At 67.2% G+C, this 17,836-nt stretch carries 13 protein-coding genes and 1 pseudogene; 4 read left to right on the top strand and 10 right to left on the bottom strand.

Going from position 1 to position 17,836, the window contains the following annotated elements; translation table 11 throughout:
* Positions 1–57 precede the first annotated feature (57 nt).
* The 3 genes from J2X52_RS07435 to J2X52_RS07425 all read left to right on the top strand — a co-directional run bounded on the left by J2X52_RS07435 (position 58) and on the right by J2X52_RS07425 (position 3,645).
* A complete protein-coding gene (locus J2X52_RS07435; RefSeq protein ID WP_310150897.1) occupies positions 58–2,103 on the top strand; it encodes an NADPH-dependent 2,4-dienoyl-CoA reductase in 2,046 nt (681 codons plus the stop codon).
* Between the two features lie 371 nt (positions 2,104–2,474).
* Positions 2,475–2,954 (top strand): cell wall hydrolase, encoded by a 480-nt coding sequence (locus J2X52_RS07430; RefSeq protein WP_310150894.1) that lies wholly within the window; start codon positions 2,475–2,477, stop codon positions 2,952–2,954.
* 76 nt (positions 2,955–3,030) lie between these two features.
* Positions 3,031–3,645, top strand: coding sequence for a glutathione S-transferase N-terminal domain-containing protein (locus J2X52_RS07425; RefSeq protein WP_310150893.1), 615 nt, complete (start codon positions 3,031–3,033; stop codon positions 3,643–3,645).
* 273 nt (positions 3,646–3,918) lie between these two features.
* Here J2X52_RS07425 and prpF read toward each other — a convergent pair whose 3' ends face one another.
* The 5 genes and pseudogenes from prpF to prpB form a co-directional block, all read right to left on the bottom strand.
* Positions 3,919–5,115 (bottom strand): 2-methylaconitate cis-trans isomerase PrpF, encoded by a 1,197-nt coding sequence (prpF, locus tag J2X52_RS07420; protein WP_310151221.1) that lies wholly within the window; start codon positions 5,113–5,115, stop codon positions 3,919–3,921.
* A 90-nt stretch (positions 5,116–5,205) separates the two neighbouring features.
* A pseudogene (locus J2X52_RS07415) lies at positions 5,206–5,475 on the bottom strand (DUF559 domain-containing protein); the annotation flags it as partial.
* Positions 5,476–5,564: 89 nt separating this feature from the next.
* A complete protein-coding gene (acnD, locus tag J2X52_RS07410) occupies positions 5,565–8,162 on the bottom strand; it encodes a Fe/S-dependent 2-methylisocitrate dehydratase AcnD (RefSeq protein ID WP_310150891.1) in 2,598 nt (865 codons plus the stop codon).
* 106 nt (positions 8,163–8,268) lie between these two features.
* Positions 8,269–9,426, bottom strand: coding sequence for a 2-methylcitrate synthase (gene prpC, locus J2X52_RS07405; RefSeq protein ID WP_310150888.1), 1,158 nt, complete (start codon positions 9,424–9,426; stop codon positions 8,269–8,271).
* Between the two features lie 52 nt (positions 9,427–9,478).
* Positions 9,479–10,363: a methylisocitrate lyase gene (gene prpB, locus J2X52_RS07400; RefSeq protein WP_310150885.1), complete on the bottom strand. Its 885-nt coding sequence runs from the start codon at positions 10,361–10,363 to the stop codon at positions 9,479–9,481.
* A gap of 104 nt (positions 10,364–10,467) precedes the next feature.
* On the opposite strand from prpB, the gene J2X52_RS07395 reads away from it, so the two are divergent.
* Positions 10,468–11,685 carry a citrate synthase family protein gene (locus J2X52_RS07395; protein WP_310150882.1) on the top strand — a complete coding sequence of 406 codons (1,218 nt, stop codon included), beginning with the start codon at positions 10,468–10,470 and terminating at the stop codon, positions 11,683–11,685.
* Positions 11,686–11,950: 265 nt separating this feature from the next.
* Here J2X52_RS07395 and prpE read toward each other — a convergent pair whose 3' ends face one another.
* The 5 genes from prpE to J2X52_RS07370 all read right to left on the bottom strand — a co-directional run bounded on the left by prpE (position 11,951) and on the right by J2X52_RS07370 (position 17,742).
* Positions 11,951–13,852, bottom strand: coding sequence for a propionate--CoA ligase (gene prpE / locus J2X52_RS07390; protein WP_310150879.1), 1,902 nt, complete (start codon positions 13,850–13,852; stop codon positions 11,951–11,953).
* Positions 13,853–14,054: 202 nt separating this feature from the next.
* Positions 14,055–15,041, bottom strand: coding sequence for a malate dehydrogenase (locus tag J2X52_RS07385; protein ID WP_310150878.1), 987 nt, complete (start codon positions 15,039–15,041; stop codon positions 14,055–14,057).
* A 57-nt stretch (positions 15,042–15,098) separates the two neighbouring features.
* Complete coding sequence (locus J2X52_RS07380) at positions 15,099–16,298, bottom strand: aminotransferase class I/II-fold pyridoxal phosphate-dependent enzyme (protein WP_310150874.1); 1,200 nt, start codon at positions 16,296–16,298, stop codon at positions 15,099–15,101.
* A 116-nt stretch (positions 16,299–16,414) separates the two neighbouring features.
* Positions 16,415–17,197 (bottom strand): hypothetical protein, encoded by a 783-nt coding sequence (locus J2X52_RS07375; protein WP_310150871.1) that lies wholly within the window; start codon positions 17,195–17,197, stop codon positions 16,415–16,417.
* Positions 17,198–17,247: 50 nt separating this feature from the next.
* Positions 17,248–17,742: a peptidylprolyl isomerase gene (locus tag J2X52_RS07370; RefSeq protein ID WP_310150868.1), complete on the bottom strand. Its 495-nt coding sequence runs from the start codon at positions 17,740–17,742 to the stop codon at positions 17,248–17,250.
* Positions 17,743–17,836: the final 94 nt, after the last annotated feature.

The raw sequence follows: 17,836 nt of genomic DNA, 5'->3' as shown, positions 1-17,836 counted from the left end.
GCCCACACGCGGCTTTCCCGGCAGGCTGGGCGATCCATACGCACGCGTATCCTGACCATGACGCCAGCCTCCGGCCAGCCCGTCGCCGCTTCCTATCCGCATCTTCTGGCGCCGCTCGATCTGGGCTTCACCACCTTGCGCAACCGCGTGCTGATGGGCTCGATGCATACCGGCCTTGAAGATCGCGCCGCGGATTTTCCGAAGCTGGCGCGCTATTTCGCCGAGCGTGCCGAGGGTGGCGTCGGCCTGATCGTCACCGGCGGCTTCTCGCCGGACATCGCCGGCTGGCTCAAGCCCTGCGGCGGCAAGCTGTCATGGCGCTGGGAAACGCGCCGGCACCGGCAGGTTACCGAAGCCGTGCACGGCCACGACGCGAAGATCTGCCTGCAGCTACTGCACGCCGGGCGCTACGGCTATCACCCGCTGCAGGTCGCACCGAGCCGGATCAAGGCGCCGATCAATCCGTTCACGCCGCGGGCGCTGTCGGCGCGCGGCGTCGAACGCACCATCGGCGCCTACGCGCGCGCCGCGAAGCTCGCCCGCGAGGCCGGCTATGACGGCGTGGAAGTGATGGGCAGCGAGGGCTATCTGATCAACCAGTTCCTCAGCCGCCGCACCAACACGCGCGACGACGCTTGGGGCGGCGACACTGCGCAGCGCATGCGCTTTGCGACCGAGATCGTGCGCCGGGTGCGCGAGGCGGCTGGCGACGATTTCATCATCGTCTACCGCCTGTCGATGCTAGAGCTGGTGCCGGACGGCTCCGCCTGGGACGACGTCGTGCAGCAGGCGCGCGCGGTCGAAGCGGCCGGCGCGACGCTGATCAATACGGGCATCGGTTGGCACGAAGCGCGTGTGCCGACGATCGCGACCTCGGTGCCGCGCGCCGCGTTCGCCGGCGTCACCGCCAAGCTGCGGCCGCACGTGTCGCTGCCGCTGATCGCGACCAACCGCATCAACATGCCCGACGTCGCCGAACGCATTCTGGCCAGCGGCGGGGCCGACATGGTGTCGATGGCGCGGCCACTGCTGGCCGATCCGCAGTGGGTGGCCAAGGCGCGCGCCGGCACGCCCGAGCGCATCAATACCTGCATCGCCTGCAACCAGGCCTGCCTCGACCACGTGTTCCAGAACCGCACCGCGAGTTGCCTGGTGAATCCGCGCGCGTGCGCGGAGACCGAACTCAACTATTTCCCGGCGGCAAATCCGCTGCGCGTGGCTGTGGTCGGCGCCGGCCCGGCGGGCCTGGCCTGCGCGACGGTCGCGGCGCAGCGCGGTCACGCAGTGACGCTGTTCGATGCCGCGGCCGAGATCGGCGGCCAGTTCAACCTCGCCCGGCGCATCCCCGGCAAGGAAGAGTTCGATGAAACGCTGCGCTACTTCCGCACCCGACTGAAAGACACCAGCGTCGACGTGCGCCTGTCGACACCCGTCGGGGCCGCGGATCTCGCCGGATTCGATGCCGTGGTGCTGGCGACCGGCGTGGTGCCGCGCGCGGTCGACTTTCCGGGCCGCGAGCATCCCAAGGTGGTCGGCTATGTCGACGTCATCGAAGGCCGCGTGGTGCCCGGCGCGCGCGTGGCGATCATCGGCGCGGGCGGTATCGGTTTCGATGTCGGCGAGTTCCTCGTCGAACATCCGGGCGCTTCGCCGAGCCTCGATGCCGGCACCTGGATGCGCGAATGGGGCATCGACCCGAGCTTCGAGCAGCCCGGCGGCCTGGTGCCGGCCGCGCCCACACCACCCGCGCGCAAGCTGTGGCTGCTGCAGCGCAGCCCCGGCCGTCCCGGTGCGCGGCTCGGCAAGACCACCGGCTGGATCCATCGCAGCACGCTCAAGGCCAAGGGCGTGACGATGCTCGGTGGCGTCGAATATCTCGGTGTCGACGATGCCGGCCTGCGCATCCGCGTCGATGGCGCGGAGCAGACGCTCGATGTCGATCACGCGGTGATCTGCGCCGGACAGGAACCGCGTCGCGACCTGTTCGATGCCTTGCAGGCGAGCGGCACGGTCGTGCACTTGGTGGGCGGCGCCGATGTTGCCGCGGAACTCGATGCCAAGCGCGCGATCGCGCAGGCGAGCCGCCTCGCGGCCCACCTCTGAAGAAAACCTAAACCTATTCAGGTTTCGAATTCGAGTCCGCGGACACGATCGCGACCGCCTCACGACCGCGTTGAACATGAATAGGATGCGTCAGGCGCCACGACCAGCCACACAAGTGGCCCCGGCGCCAGTGCCCCGCATTCACGTTTGATTCGAAAAACCGGGGCTACCGTGCCCCCACTTCGTTCCGCCCCCTTCGGCGGGACACCGGCCCGACCCGCCTTCTGCGGACTTCGGTGCCCGGGCGATCAAGCGCACCACAGAGTCCGCCGCCCTCCCCAATACGCCATGCCGGTTTCCGCAGTTGCCTGCGTTTCTTCCGCGAGGAGGAGAGCAAGGTGCGGCCGGCGCAACGCAGCAAGGAGTCGTTGATGAAACTTGAATGGGTGATGTGGCTGGCCTCCGTGCTGCCGCCCCCCGCCGCCGATTCGCTCTGTCTGAGCACGACGGTGTACCTGGAAGCCCGCGACCAGTCCGTCCGCGGGCAGGAAGCCGTCGCCGAGGTGGCCCTGCGCCGCCAGGAGAGCGGCCTGTGGGGCGAGTCGATGTGCGAGGTGGTCACCGCGCGCAAGCAGTTCGCGCCGACGATCCTGTCGCCGAACACCAAGCTCGCCAACACCAATGCCTGGACCCGCGCGGTCAGCGTGGCGCTGGAGTCGGAGCGCAACTGGTCGCTGCCGCCCGAGCAACGCCGTCAGGTGGTGCCGGGTGCGAGCCACTTCATGGCCCATGCGATTGCCGCGCCGGCCTGGCGCAGTGCGCACCAGGTGGCGACGATCGGCGATCACACCTTCCTGCGCGTGCAGTCGCTGCGCCCTGCGCGCCCGACGAACGGCAGCGAGCGCGGCTGAGCGGCGCCGCGTCGCCGGCTTCCCCCGGCTGCGACGCCCGGCGCATGATGGCGTCCCTTTCAACCCTGGGACCGCCATGCGCATTCTCTACACCAAGCCCGGCGCCTGCTCGCTGGCCGATCACATCGTGCTGCAGTGGATCGGCGCACCGTTCGAGGCGCGCGTCGTCGACGCGACGCAGATGAAGGCACCCGCGTTCCTCGCGCTCAATCCTGCCGGCGCGGTGCCGGTGCTGGCGGAAGGCGACTGGGTGCTGACCCAGAACGCTGCGATCCTCGGCTATCTGGCCGACAGCCATCCCGAAGCCAAACTCGGCGGTGACGGATCGCCGCAGGGCCGCGCCGAGGTCAACCGCTGGTTGGCGCTGCTCAATGCCGATCTGCACCCGGCGTTTCATCCGCTGTTCGGCAGCACCAAGTATCTCGAAGACGCAGACGCGGTCGACCGCACGCGCAAGCATGCGATGCAGAAGATCCGCAGTTACTACGAGCGCCTCGACACACAGCTTGCCGGCCGCGACTACCTCGTGGGCACGCGTTCGATCGCCGATCCGTATCTGTTCGTGACCCTGCAGTGGGCCAAGCGCCTGAAGCTCGATCTGGGCGGGCTCGACAATCTCCAGGCTTTCGATGCCCGCATGCTGGCGGACGCGGGCGTGCGCGCGGCGATGACGGCCGAGGGCTTGATCTGATTCACGGCGGCTGCGTTCGCGACATCACGTCACGAAGCAATCGCCCAGGCTTGGAACCCGTTGCCCGCCGACTGCATGCGCCCGTGCGCGGGTCAAGACCGTCGTCGTGCACGCCAGGAGGCGGTGGCGAATCTTTCACCACCGGCATGCGCGCCGCGCCGACAGGGCATGCGCGGCGCTTATCCACAGACTTCCCCGCAAACCATCCACACCGACTGTGGATGACGCGCCGGACGCGGCGGGCTGCGCCCATGTCAAGTCTGGGCGATGAAATCAGCCCAGCGCGTCTGCCGGCACCCGCACCGCGCCTTCCATCAGCACGCGCGCAGAGCGCGACATGATCGCCTTGGCGACGGTCCACTGGCCGTCGACCTCCACGGCTTCCGCGCCGACACGCAAGGTGCCCGAGGGATGCCCGAAGCGCACCGAGGTGCGCGCGCCGCCGCCCGCGGCCAGATTCACCAGCGTGCCGGGAATCGCCGCCGCCGTACCGATCGCGACGGCCGCCGTGCCCATCATCGCGTGGTGCAGCTTGCCCATCGACAGCGCGCGCACCAGCAGATCGATATCAGCGGCCGCGATCGCCTTGCCGCTCGACACCACGTGGTCGCGCGGCGGTGCGACGAAGGCGACCTTGGGCGTGTGCTGGCGCTTCGGCGCTTCGGAGACAGTCTTGATGAGCCCCATGCGCACCGCGCCATGCGCGCGGATCGTCTCGAACATCGCGAGCGCTTTTGCATCGCCGTTAATCGCGTCCTGCAGCTCGGCGCCGGTGTAACCGATCGCATCGGCGTCGACGAAGATCGTCGGAATGCCCGCATTGATCATCGTCGCGCGCAGCGTGCCGACATCCGGCACTTCGAGATCGTCAACGAGGTTGCCGGTGGGGAACATCGCACCACCGCCCTCACCCTCGCCTTCGTCGGCGGGATCCACGAACTCCAGTACGATCTCCGCCGCCGGGAACGTCACGCCGTCGAGTTCGAAATCGCCGGTCTCCTGCACCTGCCCGTCTGCCACCGGCACGTGCACGATGATGGTCTTGCCGATGTTCGCCTGCCACACGCGCACCGCGACGGTGCCGTGCTCCGGAATGCGCGACGCATCGATGAGACCATTGGCAATCGCAAACGGCCCGACCGCGGTACTGAGGTTGCCGCAGTTGCCGCTCCAGTCGACAAACGCGCTGTCGATCGATACCTGGCCGTAGAGATAGTCGACGTCGTGATCGGGACGCGTCGATGGTCCGATGATCACGCACTTGCTGGTCGACGAGGTCGCGCCGCCCATGCCGTCGGTGTGCTTGGCATAGGGATCGGGTGAACCGATCACGCGCAGCATCAGCGCGTCGCGCGCGGGTCCGGGCGCATGCGTGGCCGCAGGCAGGTCTTCGAGGCGGAAGAACACGCCTTTCGAAGTGCCGCCGCGCATGTAGGTGGCGGGGATGCGGAGTTGGGGAGCAAGGGGCATGACGTTCACTCGCTTTGTCTTGGCTTGTCTCCCCTCTCCCCTTGCGGGAGAGGGGTCGGGGGAGAGGGGTGCTTCCCGCAACGCATTCCAGATCGCTTCGAGCACAGACTCGGTGCGCTGCAGGATGTCGTCATTCCAGAAGCGCAGCACTTGGAAGCCTTGCTCTTTCAACCATGCGTCGCGAGCTACGTCTTTCAGCGATTCGACGTGCTGACTGCCATCTGCTTCTACGATCACACGCGCACTGAAATGCACGAAGTCGACGACGTAAGAACCAATCGGCTGCTGGCGGCGGAACTTCTGCCCCTCGAAGCGGTGGGCGCGGAGATGACGCCAGAGCAACTGCTCGGCGTCGGTCATGTTTCGACGCAGCTGTTTAGCAAATGCGCGTTGATCCACTTCCCCTCTCCCCAACCCCTCTCCCGCAAGGGGAGAGGGGCTTAAAAACCTCAGGCCGCCTTCGAAGACTCCAGAAAATCCTGCGCGAAGCGCTGCAGCACGCCGCCGGCTTCGTACACCGATGTCTCCTCGTCGGAATCGAGACGGCACAGCACCGGCACGTTGAGCTGGGTGCCGTCGGTCCTGTTGATCACCAACGTCAGCATCGCGCGCGGCGTGCGGTCGCCGATCACATCAAAGGTCTCGGTGCCGTCGATGCCGAGCGTCAGCCGGGTCACGCCGGGCTGGAACTCCAGCGGCAGCACGCCCATGCCGATCAGGTTGGTGCGGTGGATGCGCTCGAAGCCTTCGGCCACGATCGCCTCCACGCCCGCGAGACGCACGCCCTTGGCCGCCCAGTCGCGTGAGCTGCCCTGGCCGTAGTCGGCGCCGGCGATGATCACCAGCGGCTGCTTGCGTTCCATGTAGGTTTCGATCGCTTCCCACATGCGCACGACCTGGCCTTCCGGCTCGATGCGCGCCAGCGAACCCTGACGCACGGTGCCGTCGACGATCGCCATCTCGTTGACGAGTTTCGGGTTGGCGAACGTTGCGCGCTGCGCGGTCAGGTGATCGCCGCGATGGGTGGCGTAGGAATTGAAGTCCTCTTCCGGTACGCCCATCTTCGCGAGGTACTCGCCGGCCGCGCTGTCGGCCATGATCGCGTTCGACGGCGACAGGTGATCGGTGGTGATGTTGTCGCCGAGCACCGCGAGCGGACGCATGCCGGTCATGGTGCGGGCACCGGCCAGCGCGCCTTCCCAGTACGGCGGACGGCGGATGTAGGTGCTCATCTCGCGCCAGTCGTACAGCGGCGCGACGCGCTCGCCGGTGTCGACGTGCAGCTTGAACATGGGGCCGTAAACGGCGCGGAACTGCTCCGGCTTGACGCTGGCCTTGACCACCGCGTCGATCTCTTCATCCGACGGCCAGAGATCCTTGAGCGTGACCGCGTTGCCGTCGTGGTCGATGCCCAGCACGTCCTTCTCGATGTCGAAGCGCACGGTGCCGGCGATCGCATACGCGATGACCAGCGGTGGCGACGCGAGAAAGGCCTGCTTGGCGTAGGGATGGATACGGCCGTCGAAATTCCGATTGCCGCTGAGCACGGCGGTCGCATACAGATCGCGGTCGATGATCTCCTGCTGGATCGCCGGATCCAGTGCGCCGCTCATGCCGTTGCAGGTGGTGCAGGCGAAGGCAACGATGCCAAAACCCAGCTGCTCGAGATCCGGCAGCAGACCGCTCTCTTCGAGATACAGCTGCACCGCCTTGGAGCCCGGCGCGAGGGAACTCTTGACCCACGGCTTGCGCGTCAGGCCGCGCGCGTTCGCGTTGCGCGCCAGCAGCGCCGCGGCGATGACGTTGCGCGGATTCGATGTATTCGTGCAGCTGGTGATCGCGGCGATGATCACCGCGCCGTCGGGCATCGTGCCGTCGGTCGGCATCTCCCACGCGCCGGCGATGCCGCTGGCGGCAAGATCGCTGGTCGCCACGCGCTTGTGCGGGTTCGACGGGCCGGCCATGTTGCGCACCACGCTCGACAGGTCGAAGTGCAGCGTGCGCACGTACTCGGCGCTGGCCAGCGAATCCGCCCACAGGCCGGCGGCCTTGGCATAGGTTTCGACCAGCGCGACCTGCGTGTCTTCGCGGCCGGTCAGGCGCAGATAGTCGAGTGTGTTGTCGTCGATGAAGAACATCGCCGCGGTCGCGCCGTACTCGGGCGCCATGTTGGAGATCGTCGCGCGATCGCCGACCGACAGCGCGGCCGCGCCAGGTCCGCGGAATTCCAGATACGCGCCGACGACCTTCGACTTGCGCAGGAATTCCGTGAGCGCCAGCACGACGTCGGTGGCGGTGATGCCCGGGCCGGGACGGCCTGCGAGTTCGACGCCGACGATCTCCGGCGTGCGCATCCACGACGCGCGGCCGAGCATGACGTTCTCGGCTTCGAGTCCGCCGACGCCGATCGCGATCACGCCCAGCGCATCGACGTGCGGTGTGTGGCTGTCGGTGCCGACGCAGGTGTCCGGAAACGCGACGCCGTCCTGCACGTAGACCACCGGCGACATCTTCTCCAGATTGATCTGGTGCATGATCCCGTTGCCCGGCGGAATCACCTCGACGTTGTGGAACGCGCGCTTGGTCCAGTCGATGAAGTGGAAGCGGTCGGCATTGCGGCGATCTTCAATCTCGCGGTTGCGGGTGAACGCATCCGGATCGTAGCCACCGCATTCCACCGCCAGCGAGTGGTCGACGATCAGCTGCACCGGCACGACCGGATTAACCTTCGCCGGATCGCCGCCCTGATCGGCGATCGCATCGCGCAGACCGGCCAGATCCACCAGCGCGGTCTGGCCGAGGATGTCGTGACAGACCACGCGCGCCGGATACCACGGGAAGTCGATGTCCTGCCGCAGTTCGATCAGCTGGCGCAGCGCGTCGTCGAGCTGCGCCGGTTCGCAGCGCCGCACCAGGTTCTCGGCGTGCACGCGCGCGGTGTAGGACATGCGGTCGTACGCGCCGGGCGCGAGGGCTTCGACGGCGGCACGCGCGTCGAACCAGTCGAGCTTGGTGCCGGGAAGGGATTTGCGGTGCTGGCTGTTCATGGCTGGCGTTGGAACCGGAATTGGGGAAGAGGGATTCGGGATCCGGAAGAGCGGGATCCGGGCGAACCTAATCCCCAATCCCGACGCCCGAATCCCGGCCGGGCGCTCAGCGCTCGGCGATCGGCACGAACGCCTGGTCTTCGGGACCGGTGTAGTGCGCGCTGGGGCGGATGATCTTGCCGTCGATGCGCTGCTCGATGACGTGCGCGCTCCAGCCGGCGGTGCGCGCGATCACGAACAGCGGGGTGAACATCGCCGTCGGCACGCCCATCATGTGGTAGCTCACTGCACTGAACCAGTCGAGGTTGGGGAACATCTTCTTGATGTCCCACATCACCGTCTCCAGGCGCTCGGCGATGTCGTACATCTTGCGGCTGCCGACTTCATCCGACAGCTCGCGCGCGACGTCCTTGATGACCTCGTTGCGCGGATCGCTGACGGTGTAGACCGGGTGGCCGAAGCCGATGATCACTTCCTTCTTTTCCACGCGCGCCTTGATGTCGGCTTCCGCTTCATCCGGCGTGTCGTAACGCTTCTGCACTTCGAACGCGACTTCGTTCGCGCCGCCGTGCTTCGGGCCGCGCAGGGCACCGATGCCGCCGGTGATGCAAGAATGCATGTCGCTGCCGGTGCCGGCGATGACGCGGCAGGCGAAGGTCGACGCGTTGAACTCGTGCTCCGCGTACAGGATCAGCGAGGTGTGCATCGCCTTGACCCAGGATTCGCGCGGCGGCACGCCGTGCAACAGGTGCAGGAAGTGCCCGCCGATCGAATCGTCATCGGTCTCCACGTCGATCGCGCGGCCGTTGTGGCTCCAGTGGTACCAGTACAGCAGCATCGAACCGAGCGAGGCCATCAGCTTGTCGGCGATGTCACGCGCGCCGGGATGGTTGTGGTCGTCCTTTTCCGGCTGCACGCAGCCGAGCACCGACACGCCGGTGCGCATGACGTCCATGGGATGCGCCGACGGCGGCAGCTCTTCCAGCGCGGCCTTGACCGCCGCCGGGATGCCGCGCAGGGACTTCAGCTTGGCCTTGTAGCCGCGCAGCTCCGCTTCGGTCGGCAGCTTGCCGTGCACCAGCAGATAGGCGATCTCCTCGAACTCGCTGGTGCGCGCCAGATCGAGGATGTCGTAGCCGCGGTAGTGCAGATCGTTGCCGCTGCGGCCGACGGTGCACAGCGCGGTGTTACCGGCGGCCGTGCCGCTCAGCGCAACGGACTTCTTCGGCTTGAAGCCGGGGGCGGTGGTGGCGGTGTCGCTCATCTGGAATCTCCGTTGGATGCCCGCGGGCACGGATGAAAAGATCGGGAGTCGCTTATTTCTCGGATGCGAACAGCGCGTCGAGCCGCTGTTCAAACGCGTGGTAGCCGATGCGCTCGTAGAGTTCCTCGCGGGTCTGCATCGTGTCGACGACAGCCTGCTGCGACCCGTCGCGGCGTACTGCGGTGTACACCGCTTCGGCGGCCTTGTTCGCCGCGCGGAATGCGGACAGCGGGAACAGCTGGATCGCGACACCGGCCGAGGCCAGCTCGTCGCGGGTGAACAGCGGCGTGGCACCGAACTCGGTGATGTTGGCCAGCACCGGCACTTTGACCGCGTCGACAAAGCGGCGATAGGTGTCGAGGTCATAGGCGGCCTCGGCAAAGATGCCGTCGGCGCCGGCTTCGACGCAGGCGACGGCGCGCTCGATCGCGGCGTCCACACCGTCGACCTGGATCGCATCGGTGCGCGCGATCAGGAAGAAGTCGGGATCGGTCTTCGCATCGGCCGCAGCCTTGACCCGGTCGACCATCTCGCCCTGCGACACGATCTCCTTGCCGGGGCGGTGGCCGCAGCGCTTGGCGCCGACCTGGTCCTCGATATGGCACGCCGCCGCGCCCGCCTTGATCAGCGACTTCACCGTGCGCTCGATGTTGAACGCGCTCACGCCGAAGCCGGTGTCGATATCGACCAGCAGCGGCAGATCGCAGACGTCGGTGATGCGGCGCACGTCGATCAGCACGTCTTCGAGCGTGTTGATGCCCAGGTCCGGCAGACCCAGCGAGCCTGCGGCCACGCCGCCGCCCGACAGATAGATCGCCTGGAAGCCGGCGCGCTTGGCCAACAGCGCGTGGTTGGCGTTGATAGCGCCGATCACCTGCAACGGCGATTCGGCGGCCAGGGCGGCGCGGAACCGGGCGCCTGCGGAAACGGTGGACATGGGGTCGACTCCGGAGCTGCGGTGTACCGCGATGGCGTGCAATCTGGCACCATCCGACTGGTTGATCAATCTTGATCGAATCAATCAATACATCGGAATTCACTGTGAATGCGAACGATGGCGACCTGATGTCCGCAGCCGAGGCCTGCGCTGCGCTCGGGATCAGCACCGCGACGCTCTACGCCTATGTCAGCCGAGGCCTGCTCGAATCGCGCCCCGGTGCCGACCATCGCAGCCGCGTCTATCTCCGCCAGGACGTCGAGCGCCTGACCCAGCGCAAGCGCGCAGGCCGTGGCGCAGCGCGCGGCGCGGCGCAGAGCCTCGACCGTGGCCTGCCGGTGATGGAGACGCGGATCTCGTTGATCCGGCCCGACAGTCCTTATTACCGCGGGCGTTCCGCGGTCACGATGGTCCGCAGCGGCGCGACGCTCGAAGACACCGCGCGACTGCTGTGGGATTGCGGCGATGCCGATCCCTTCGACGCCGAGACCGGCGACTGGCCCGCGCGCGTCGCGGCGATTGCTGGCGATGCCAGCTTGCCGCCGATCGAACGCGCGATGGCGGTGATCCCGCTGCTCGCGCCGGACCTGCGGCATTCGCTGAGCGCCGCGCCCGCAGCCAAGCGCGGCGTCGCCGCCACGTTGCTGCGGCAGAACGCGGCGCTGCTGGTCGCAGGCTCACCGGACGCGCGTCCGGTGCACATCCTGCTCGCCGATGCCTGGCGCCCCGGAGATGCCGCATTCGCCGAGCTCGTGCGCGCGGCGCTGGTGTTGTGCGCGGACCACGAGCTCAACGTGTCGGCGTTCGCCGCGCGCGTGGTCGCGTCGACCGGCGCGCACCTGCACGCGACGGTCTGCGCCGGGCTCGCCGCGCTGTCGGGCCCCCGCCATGGCGGCGCGACGGCGCGCGCGCATGCGCTGATCCGCGAAGCCTGCGATGCGCCCTCGCCTGCTGCCTTCGTCGCCGAACGCTGGCAACGCGGCGACGACCTGCCCGGCTTCCATCACGTGCTGTACCCCGATGGCGATCCGCGCGCCGCCGAAGTGCTGGCGATGCTGCGCGCGCGCCACGCGGGGGATGCACGCATGCAGCAGGTCGAAGCGGTGCTGAGTTCCGCAGCCGAGACCAGCGGCCGCCATCCCAACATCGACGGCATGCTCGCCGCGATCTGTTTCGTGCATGGCCTGCCGGCGACGCCAGCATTGTGCATGTTCGCCGCCGGCCGGCTCGCCGGCTGGCTGGCGCATGCGCTGGAGCAGCAGGAACTCGGCACGCTGATCCGTCCGCGCGCGCATTACAGCGGCGTCGCGCCGGCGGAATAGCGAATGCGTTTCGTGGTGTGGAATGCGCCCTTGTAGGAGCGCGCCTGCGCGCGATGGCATTCCCGGAACAGCCACATCGCGCGCAAGCGCGCTCCTACAGGTTCAGCCGCGAACTATCGGACTGCGCCGAGCAAACACACATCGCGCCGCCGCCGCGCCGGATCTGTAAAAGCGCGCTCACGCGCGATGGGCATTCCCGTTGAAACCTGTCGCGTGTTCCGAACAGAAGTGCGCCCACGAACCCACCCCGCAAGTGCCCCAAGAATCAGCCCGCGTCCGCGCCCCGCGCCAGCACGCGGCGTACTTCCTCCAGCGCATTCGGGTCGTCGAGCGTCGACAGATCCCCGGGATCGCGCGATTCCGCCAGCGCCTGCAACGAACGCCGCAGCAGCTTGCCCGAACGCGTTTTCGGCAAGGCGTTGACCACGTAGACCCGCGCCGGACGCGCGACGGCGCCGAGTTGATCCGCGACGGTGCGCATCATCTCGCCGGCGGTCGCGTGCTGCGCGTCCGCATCCGCCGATGCCTGCTTCAACGTCACGAACACAATGGGCACTTGGCCCTTGAGCTCGTCGGCCACGCCGATCACCGCGGCCTCGGCGACGGCCGGATGGCTGGACACCGCCTCCTCGATCTCACGCGTGCCGAGGCGATGGCCGGCGACGTTGATCACATCGTCGGTGCGGCCGAGGATGAAGGTGTAGCCGTCCTCATCCTGGATCGCCCAGTCCAGCGAGCTGTAGAGCAGTTCCGTGAAGTGCGAGAAGTAACTCGACAGGAAGCGCGCGTCGTCTTTCCACACCGTGGTCATGCAGCCTGGCGGCAACGGCGGCTGGATCACCAGCACGCCCTTGGTGCCGGGTGGCACCCGCTCGCCGGTGGCTTCATCGATCACGCGCAGGTCGTAGCCCGGCGTGGGCAGGCCGGGCGAGCCGAACTTGACGGGTTTCATCTCGACACCCGGCATCAGCGCCAGCACCGGCCAGCCGGTTTCGGTCTGCCAGTAGTTGTCGATGATGGTCGTGCCGCCGAGGCCTGCGCTGATCCAGCTCGCGGTGGGTTCGTCGAGCGGTTCGCCGGCGAGGAACAGGTATTGGAGCTTCGACAGGTCGTACTGCGTCAGGAATTTCGCATCCTGCTTCTTCAGTACGCGGATCGCGGTCGGCGACGAGAACATCGTGCGCACGCCATAGTCGGCGCAGATCTTCCACCAGATGCCGCCATCGGGACTGGTCGGCAGTCCTTCATAGAGGATGACCGTCGCGCCGGCGATCAGCGGGCCGTAGACGTTGTAGGAATGGCCGACCGCCCAGCCGACGTCGGACGTGGTGAACATCACCTGCCCGGGTCGGATGTCGTAGATCGACCACATCGACAGCGCCATCGCCACCGCATACCCGCCCACATCGCGCTGCACACCCTTGGGCTTGCCGGTGGTGCCGGAGGTGTAGAGCAGATAGCTGGGTTCGTTGGATTCCAGCCACGCCACCGGCACGTCGGTGCCGGCGTGCTGCGCGCGGATCGTCGCGTAATCGACGTCACGGCCCTCGACGCGCGCATAGCCGGGATGGAGTCCGCGGTCGACGATCAGCACGTGCGGCGGCGGCGATGTCGTCTCCGCGCATGCGGCGTCGATCAGCGGCTTGTACGGAATGGTCTTGCCGCCGCGGCTGCCGGCGTCGGCCGCGATCAGCAGCTTCGGTGCGGCATCGTCCATGCGCAGGGCAAGGTTGTGCGCGGCGAATCCGCCGAAGACCACCGAGTGCACCGCGCCGATGCGCGCGCAGGCCAGCATCGCGAACGCGGCCTCGGCCATGTTGGGCATGTAGATGACCACGCGATCACCGCGGCCCACGCCGAGCGCGACCAGCACCGCGGCAAAGTCGTTGACCTCGCGATACAGCTGCGCGTAGGTGATCTCGCGCGTCTCGTTGGTCTCGGTGGAGATCGCGACGAGTGCGAGCTGGTCACCGCGCGCCTCGAGATGCCGGTCGACGGCGTTGTAGCAGAGGTTGGTCTCGCCGCCGGCGAACCACTTGCGGAACGGCGGGTTCGAGTAATCGAGGATCCGATCCGGCGCCTTGTGCCAGTGGATCGCCTGCGCCTGCTCGCCCCAGAAACCTTCCGGATCCTGGATGGAACGTCGATGGAACTCTGCGTAATCCATGGTCGCCTCCCGTTGCCGATGTCCGGAGGCTAGACCCGCGCCGACCGCGGCGCGTTACGACCTTGGTCTTGGGCGCACCCCGGACATGGAAAAAGCCGGGTAACCCCGGCTTTTTCGCGACAGGTCGATCGGAACGATCAACCCCGGCCCGGACAGTTCGCGCACGCAATCCGTGCGGACCACCGGCCATGGAGGCTTTCGATCAGCTGAGCAGATGCGCCACGCCGCTGCGCTCTTCCTCGAGCTCGGCCAAGGTCTTGTCGATGGCCTTCTGGCTGAAGTCGTCGACTTCGATGTCCTTGACCAGCGTGTACTCGCCGTTCTCGGTGGTCACCGCGAAGCCGAAGATCACGCCTTCCGGAATGCCGTAGCTGCCGTCGGACGGCACGCCCATCGTCACCCACTTGCCGTTGCTGCCCAGCACCCAGTCATGGATGTGGTCGATGGCGGCGTTGGCGGCCGACGCGGCCGAGGACAGGCCACGCGCCTCGATGATCGCCGCGCCGCGCTTGCCGACCTGCGGGATGAAGGTATTGGCGTTCCAGTCGGCGTCGTTGACCTTGTCCTTGAGGTTGACGCCCTTCGCGGTCGCGAAGCGGTAGTCCGGGTACATGGTCGGGCTGTGGTTGCCCCACACGATCAGGCCCTCGATGTCGCCCACGGCCACGTCGGCCTTGGTCGCCAGCTGGCTCAGCGCGCGGTTGTGGTCGAGGCGCAGCATCGCGGTGAAGTTGCGCGGGTTGAGATCCGGCGCCGACTTCATGGCGATGTAGGCATTGGTGTTGGCCGGGTTGCCGACCACCAGCACCTTGACGTCACGCGAGGCGACCTTGTTCAGCGCCGCGCCCTGGGCAGTGAATATCTTGGCGTTCTCGAGCAGCAGGTCCTTGCGCTCCATGCCCGGGCCGCGCGGACGTGCGCCGACCAGCAGGGCGATGTCGGCGTCCTTGAACGCGACTTCCGGATCGTCGGTGCCGACGACATCGGCCAGCAGCGGGAACGCGCAATCCTCGAGCTCCATGATCACGCCCTTCAGCGCGGCCTGTGCCTTGTCGATCGGCAGTTCGAGCAGCTGCAGGATCACCGGCTGGTCCTTGCCCAGCATTTCGCCGGAGGCGATCCGGAACAGCAGGGCATAACCGATCTGGCCGGCAGCGCCGGTCACGGCAACACGGACGGGGGTCTTCATATGCATTCCTCTGATTTCTCGTGGGGTGTCAAGGCGCGGGCGGCGGAGGCCGGCCGATCAGGTCAGCTCCGCGAAGAATTCGCGGATGCGGGCAAGCCCGGGCGCGAGCTGCGCTTCAGGACAGGTGTAGCTGATGCGCAAGGCGCGTGGCTCGCCGAACGCCGAGCCCGGCACACAGGCCACGCCCTTGGTTTCGAGCAGCGCATTGCACAGGTCGACGTCGCTCTCGATGCGGAGGTCGCCATGCGACTTGCCGAACGCGACGCTGATGTCGGGAAACACGTAGAACGCGCCGGCGGGTTTCGGGCAGACCACGCCCGGAATTTCTGCCAGCGCCGCCATCACCAGGTCACGGCGCGTCTGGAATTCGGCGCACTTCGCCGTCGGCACATCCTGCGGGCCGGACAGCGCGGCGACCGCGGCGGCGGTCACGACTTCCGGCACATTGGTGATGTGGTTGGAGTTCATCGTCGCGAATGCCTTGGCGACGACCTCCGGCCCGGCCAGCAAGCCCACGCGCCAGCCCGGCATGCCGTAGGTCTTGGACAGCGAGTCGACGAAGATCGTGCGCTCGCGCAGTTCGGGCCGCGCCTGCACGACGTTGTGGTAGCCGATACCGTCGAAGACCATCCGGTTGTAGATGTCGTCGGTGATGATCCAGGTGTCGGGATGCCGCACCAGCACGTCGGCCAGCGCAGCGATCTCGTCCCGCGTATAGACCATGCCGGTCGGGTTCGACGGATTGTTGAACAGGAAGACCTTGGGCTTCTTCGCCAGCGCGGCATCGAGCTGCGCCGGCGTGAGCTTGTAGTCCTGCTCGGGCGGACACGGCAAAAGCTGGATGTCGGCGCCGACGATCTGCGCGATGTCCAGATAGGTCGTCCAGTAGGGCGTGGCGAACGCGAAACCATCGCCTTCGTCGAGCAGCACTTCGGCCAGCGTGTAGAGGATGTGCTTGGCGCCGATGCCGGTGGCGCAGTGCGCGCGGGTATAGCTCGGCAGGCCGATGCGATCGAGATGGCCGATGAACGCGTCGAGCAGCGCATCGCTGCCGCGGTTGCTGCCGTACTGGCCGCTGTCGTGATCGAGCGCCTCGCGCGCGGCCGCATACACATGCGGACCGGGCAGGAAGTTCGGCACCCCGATCGAGAAGCTGATGATGTCCCGGCCTTCGGCCTTCAGGCGCTTCGCCTTTTCGGCGACCTGCATGATGGCGCTGGGCTTGGCGCGAGCGGTCCGCGCGGCGAGCTGGGGCATAGGGGAATCTCTTCGTGGAGCGTCGGGAATGCGGCGGAAGCGCTGATTTTCGGCGGCAGATGGTACCACGCACCCCTGTTGCGACCGCCGTAGCGGGCGCAGTGCGAAGCGCGTCCTCAGAGGTAATCGAGCACGTCGCCGAGGTCGTAGTTGTCGTCGAAATAGGTCTGCCACTGCGCGTAGGCGTCGCGCAGACACTCGGGGGTCTTGCAGGCATCGAGCTGCTTCACCACGGCGGCCGCGGTGCGGTCGCCATCGGGGTATCGCGCCGACAACTCGACCAGCTGCGTGCGCAGTCCACGATCGAGTTCGGCGAACTCGATCTCGCTGCAGGCCAGCGTCGCCCGCAGGCTGTCCGCCCGCGCGTCGCCACCGCAGGCCACGGCCTGCGGCAACACGGCGGTCTGGCGGATTTCCAGTTCGATCTCCTGCCGGTCACGATCGGTCAGGCGGCGCACGAAGCCAAGCATCTCGGTCCGCCCCTGCGCCCAGGTGACCCGCAAAGTGAAACCCGGCCCTGATGCAGGGTCCTGCACCCTGCGCAGCGTGACCGTTTCATCGGGACCGTTCTCGCGGGCGACCCGGAAGGCCAGCGTCTGGTTGTCGACATCGACATCCTCGACCGCACCTGCAAGTGGGGCGCCATTGCGGACAATCCGCAGGCCATACGCGTCCTGCCATTCGATGGCGTAGATCGTCTCGGCATCGTCGCCCTGCGACACACCGGTACTCCAGATGCCGTCTAGGCCGCGTTCGAGATCCTGCGCCTGCGACATGCCCGACGGCGCTTCGCTCGCGGACTCGACGCCGGCGCCCGGCGAGGAGGGCCCGCATCCGGACAGCATGCCGAGGCCCAGCGCGAGCGCCAGACCACACCACCTCGCGTTACTCGAAGCCATTGGACGCCTCAAAGGAAACAGGCCGGCAAATCGCCGGCCTGTCCAGTCAATCACTCAGCGAGGATCTTGTTCCATTCCTCAACGCGGTCGGCCTTGGCGGCCAGCGCGGCGTCGACATCCCCTTCGATCTTGATCGACTTGATCGCGTCGCCCTGCTTGACCGCATCGACCACATCCAGGCCCTCGGTGACCTTGCCGAACACGGTGTGCTTGCCGTCCAGCCAGTCGGTCTTGATGTGGGTGATGAAGAACTGGCTGCCATTGGTATTCGGACCTGCGTTCGCCATCGACAGCACGCCACGGTCGTGCTTGACGCCGTTGTTGGTCTCGTCTTCGAACTTGTAGCCCGGGCCGCCGCGGCCAGAGCCCTCGGGGCAGCCGCCCTGGATCATGAAGTCCGGGATCACACGGTGGAAGCTGAGCCCGTCGTAGAACCCGCGCTGGGCGAGGTTGACGAAGTTGGCCACGGTCAGCGGCGCCTTGTCGGCGTGCAGCTCGACCTTGATCTGGCCACGGTCGGTATCGAATACAGCGTTCAGGGACATGAGGAATCCTGGTTGAGGGACAATCATCGGCGCACCGACGAACCCGCGACATGCGGCCCCGGGCGACCGGTTTCAAGCGGCCCGTCCCGCCGTC

It is taken from the genome of Luteimonas sp. 3794, assembly GCF_031456825.1.
Classification (GTDB): domain Bacteria; phylum Pseudomonadota; class Gammaproteobacteria; order Xanthomonadales; family Xanthomonadaceae; genus Luteimonas.
Note: the sequence above shows the minus strand (reverse complement) of the source record. Positions and strands in the feature narration are given on the sequence as shown.